This is a genomic window from Chloroflexota bacterium, from assembly GCA_018648225.1.
GTDB lineage: Bacteria > Chloroflexota > Anaerolineae > Anaerolineales > UBA11858 > NIOZ-UU35.
Genome location: JABGRQ010000151.1, coordinates 1 through 4,951, shown reverse-complemented (window position 1 = coordinate 4,951; position 4,951 = coordinate 1). Strand labels below are relative to the sequence as shown.

Sequence of the window (4,951 nt, the reverse complement as noted above, 5' to 3'; positions counted from 1 at the left end):
ACCACAAAAGTAATGTTATTGGCAACAATCAAGCTGTGCACCAACAGTTCATCTTCGGGAGTATCACTCCCAATAGCAGTGGAGCGCAACCATCCCTCAATCAAAACCTGGGGATGCCCATCATCCCCCACGGCCTGAACAAATGCAATCGTCTCAACAGCTAATCGATTATAGGCAATGAAACAGTGATGTCCTCCCAATTCGGGGCGATCAGTTGCAATCAGACCGTTCACCACAGGGACGGTTTCTCCGTCGAGCTCTTGGGTTTCTATGGTATGAATGATCAAAATGCCCTCGAGCCATACCTTATTATTGCGCTTACTCATTTTTCTCTCCTGTGTACTTTGTGTTCGACTCAGAAAAACTATGTTGCATACCTGTTTTTTTATTTATCCATCTCCATCTCTTCCAAAAGTCGTGAGGTCTTGAAGGTACCGTTTTTTGCCCGCAGATATGGGATCATCTGCCAAAATAGCCCTGCTGGCTCTATATCTACGGGCTGTTTTTCCCTCACGAGTACCGCACACCCCTCTCAAATGTCGTGCAGTTTTCACATGGGTCGTGAGGTACTCGTGAGGTAGTCGTGAAGAAAGTCGTGAGGAATATATCCCCCATATATAGGGAAATTGTTGATGAACATAGGTGATTTCTCTATATATGGGTACCGGAACAGAAACATTTTTAGACCTCACAACCTCACGACATGAACATCTTGCGCATAAGAAAAAACACTTCAATTAACCAAGGTCTGGCCTTTCGCCCTGTTTTGTAGATGGGTGCGATGGATTCCGAATCGTCACACCATATAGCGCTTGAACTTTCTCCTGACTGAATGCGATCATGCGCTTGTTTTTGCCGGCGCTAGTCACCCACTTGGAAACCTGGATATTATTCCCGCTCCCGGTTTCGGCAAGCAACCCCGCAATCTGGTTGAATTGGCGGTGCAAGGCATCCCGGGTGGTATCAAAATGCTCCCCCAGTTGTCCCCAGAAATCCCGCACATGGATCATGCAACTACTGGTGTCCAGGAAAAAGAGATTTTCGTCACCGGGTTCATACCAGCCTACCGGTTCGGCGCCAGTGGGCGGTGTGATTGTGGCTCCAGAACGAGGTTCCAAATATACCTTGCGCCGTTGGAGCAAATTATCCAGGGCATCGAAGAATTTGCGCACCGGCGATTCGGCGGCGATCTTCTCGGCCTGGCCTTCAATGACTCTGAGAATAGCTTGGCCGCTGCTTTCTGCAATCGTGGCAGCTTCATGGGCGGAAAGGATTCCCAATTCATGAAAGGCCGTCAAAGCGATTTGCTGGGCAGCATCCAGGGTGGCAAAGTAGTCGGGAAGACGGTTCTGCAACGTCCCATCTCGTACCTGTTTGTGAGACTCTTCGATGATTTCCAAATACAGTTTGGCGGCGCGTTCCCAATGGCTTGCCAGCCACTGCACATAAGCCGCCATCGCTTGCGCATATAACCCCTGTCTGGCTTGCATTTGCGCCTGGTTCAGTGCTTCACGGGGTGGTTGTCCAGGATTCGGCAATACCTCGCCGCGCACAATAGGGACATAGACCATACGCCCAACGGTGCTTTCTCCGGATAGGGGCAGTTCCGCTGTGGAGATCACCATCCCGCGCGGCACCCGGGTCTTCCGCTCACTCAGATCACGATTGGCACGCCCGCGCGCCGAACGGTTGCCTACCGCTCGCACGACTTGATGGGCGCTTTTATGGATCCGGCGGCTGTCTGCTGCACTCTGGAATTGGGGTGCGAAATCATCAATGATGACCGGGGCATCTTTGACTTTGAACATGACGCCTTCGATGTGTGTGACCGTACTCATCCAGTCCACCGGGGCATGATATTGGCGCCCTTCAACGAATCCTGTCCCGAAGTGCGCTAAGGCCAGATGAGCAACGGTGGATTTACCGCTCTGGGTTGGGCCATACAGCCAGATTACCGTGTAAAGTGGGCGGATTGCAGTCAGCGGGCCGGCATACAAGGCCGCCCAAAGTGGCGCAGTCACGCGCAGCGGGCCAATGTCCAGAAATCCCAGGCTGGCTTTGATGGCTTCAGCCAGTGCATCGCCTGTTGGCGGTTGGGGCAAATCATAATAACGCAGGTTGTTTTCCCCCAAATCAACGCGCACGCTGCTGTCGAATCCCTTGGCGGTGATCATCCCTGAGCGAGTTAGATACCCCCGCGTTCCATTGATGGCCGTCCAGCCCGTGTGGGTAAAGACACGATCTCGCCCCATCTCGTCCAGTGAGGTTTCCTGGATGGCACGCGCAACCAGGTAATACTTCCCCCTGGGAACATACAAGATTGGGCGCGCACCCCAGTAGCGGTGGGTCCACTTCATCTCGGGAAATTCTTCTGCCGGTACATCCACCTCGCGCAAGGGCTCTCCGGTAGCCAGCCAGCCTGCAATAGTGTATTGCACCTCAGGCAAGTTCAAGCCATCATCGATCACCAACTCATGGGTGATTTGGGCGGTGAAATTAGACAAGGGTTCGTCAAGAAAATGCAGTTTCCCATCCTTGATTTCACTGAGAATCGGCGATTTCCCATCTTGCCGTTCAACCTCGCTGATCAGGGTGCGTAATTCTTTGCGGGTTATACCCAGGGCACGTTGAGCGCGGCCCAGATAACGGGGGGCGATCTCATCGGGAAGTCGTTTGAGTAAATCAAGGAGTTCCCCAGTGTGTTCCTGGAGCTTGTGAGGGGTGATGTGTTTGGTTTTTTCCAGGTATTGTTCGATAACCGGGGTCGCATTTTCAAACAGGGCTGTAATCTGGCTTTTATCGGGATGATCTCTATAGAAATCATTGGCATCTTTGTAACCTTCTATAGGCATCACCAGCATGGCTAGTGGTCCAAACTTGGGAGCCAATTGGTTTTGTTTTTCTCTGCCCGCCTCGTCACCATCGAAGGCCAAATACACGACGGGGCGTTGTTTCAATAGCCGATAGTCACGTTCAGGTAGCTGTCCCAATCCGCATAAGGCCCATGCTGAGAACCCCATTTGGCGATAGCTTTCCGCATCGGCAGGGCCTTCGCACAGGATGATCTCACGCATCCCAGGAATTTCAGCTTTGTAGAGTTGTCGTTTTCCGGGCAAGTTGCGGGATTTGTCCCCACCTTCTGGTTCCAGGCTGAGAGTACGCGCAGATAGGTAAATCACTCCCTGGAGATGGCTAAAGTCCGGATTGTGTCGCAGGCAACACTGGTCGTGATGCCAGGTTTCTGCGTCACAAATTTCACATTTTCGAACTTTGGCGTTGCTCCACTCGCTATGTGGGTACACCAACCAGCCATCCGGGGAAACTTTGTCGCCATTCCCATTTGCAGTGAACGCCCGGTTATCAGCGCGTATCAGACCCATTGTACGCGCCAGAGATAGATCCGCCCCATTTTGGAGCAGATAATCATGCAGACCGGTGCTTCCATCCGCAAATCCCCATCCTGCCATGCGCAAGCCGTCATCGCTGAACCCGCGCGAGCGCGCGTATTCCAGACAATGCTGGCCCTTTTCCGACCACAGCTGTACTGCAAAATAGTGCGCGGCTAAATCAAGTATGGCGATATACCGCTTGCGCTTCTCGTAGGCTTGAGTTGTTTCTTGTGTTATTCCGATATCTTCAAGGGTGATGCCTGCATAATTGGCCAGATATTCGACGGCTTCGATGAAGCCCATGTTTTTGGCTTGTCTTGCCAAATCGATCGCGTCACCACCGGTATCACAACCTGTCCAGCAACGCCAATAGCCCCGACGATCGTTGTTCACGCTGACCTGAAAAGCAGTTTCGTTATCTGCGCCAGTATGCAAAGGGCATATCCCGCGCCACTCGCGGCCCTTCTTTTGGAGATCCGCCCCCAAGTGGTTGGCCAGGGCGACGATGTCTATATGGTCGAGTAGTTTTTCGATATCTATTCTTTGTGGCATGGATTTGCTCTCCTGCGCAGATATAGGGTTTGATGAGAATACGATGCAACGATTTTTGGAACGTGTCTTGTAGACACAAGAATCAATCGTTTCGATATTTTGGGAAAATCGCCAGGGCGTTCTCTAAGCGGTGATCTTTGTGGATAGGCGATCATATAGCATGGTGCTGTAGCGAAGCTTACAGAGCCGTACAACAAGGGGATGAAAACCCGCCCGATAACCCGTAGATAACCAGCGGATACCATGTAGAAAGCCCAGGGGATAACCAGCGGGTTATCGTGCTTTTTAATAAGCAATATCTTCGACGAACAGACGGCAAGGGTTTCTCTGCATGTTACTTATTCGGATAGAGGGTGTACTCTTCGGTTTGCACGGACTGAGACTGGATCGTGATCGACCCGGCTTTGTAACCGGCGACTCCATCTTCGAGCATCCGGCGGATCACCTGCCATTTAGGGACACCCAGATTGTCAGCGATTTGCGAGATCTGCTGATTCGTATGGTCAGGAATCATTCGAAACCCGACACCTTTCGATTTGCTCTTTTTTTGTTTGCGTGGGGGCGTTTCACCAGGGTAAAGTGTAAGCCGTTGATCCAACACAGAAACCAAACGGGTGTCTCCCGAAAAATGATTTTGAATACCCAGTTCCAAAAGGTAACGGACGAGCATGTCGCGCGGAACGCCTATCTTTTCGGCGATCTTTGAAAGAGTCTCTCGTATATCGTCAATATTACGCACGAAGAGAACTGGCCCTCGCTTGCGAGTATCTTTTCGCTCTTTGGGTTTCCATTTCGCAGTCGAAATATCACCCAGAAAATTCGGTTTCTCTGGCTTTATTTCTATTATGTTTTCCGATCTGTCTCCAGCGTCTTGGAATTTATCAACAGCCCCTTTTAGGCGATCAATATCGATGCTATGGTCAAATTCATTCAGCCCTTCTGGTTGGGATTGATCCTTATGATGTTCATCGAATGGATTGCGTGGCATAGGATCCTCCCTATCTGGCTCT

Annotated in this window: 3 protein-coding genes; all 3 read right to left on the bottom strand. The window is 51.2% G+C overall.

From position 1 onward, the window contains the following. On the bottom strand, positions 1–326 hold a 326-nt coding region (locus tag HN413_14290), incomplete at its 3' end, for a hypothetical protein (GenBank protein ID MBT3391565.1). 411 nt (positions 327–737) lie between these two features. After that, a complete protein-coding gene (locus HN413_14285) occupies positions 738–3,941 on the bottom strand; it encodes a DUF927 domain-containing protein (protein ID MBT3391564.1) in 3,204 nt (1,067 codons plus the stop codon). A gap of 334 nt (positions 3,942–4,275) precedes the next feature. After that, positions 4,276–4,929 (bottom strand): hypothetical protein, encoded by a 654-nt coding sequence (locus HN413_14280; protein ID MBT3391563.1) that lies wholly within the window; start codon positions 4,927–4,929, stop codon positions 4,276–4,278. Positions 4,930–4,951: the final 22 nt, after the last annotated feature.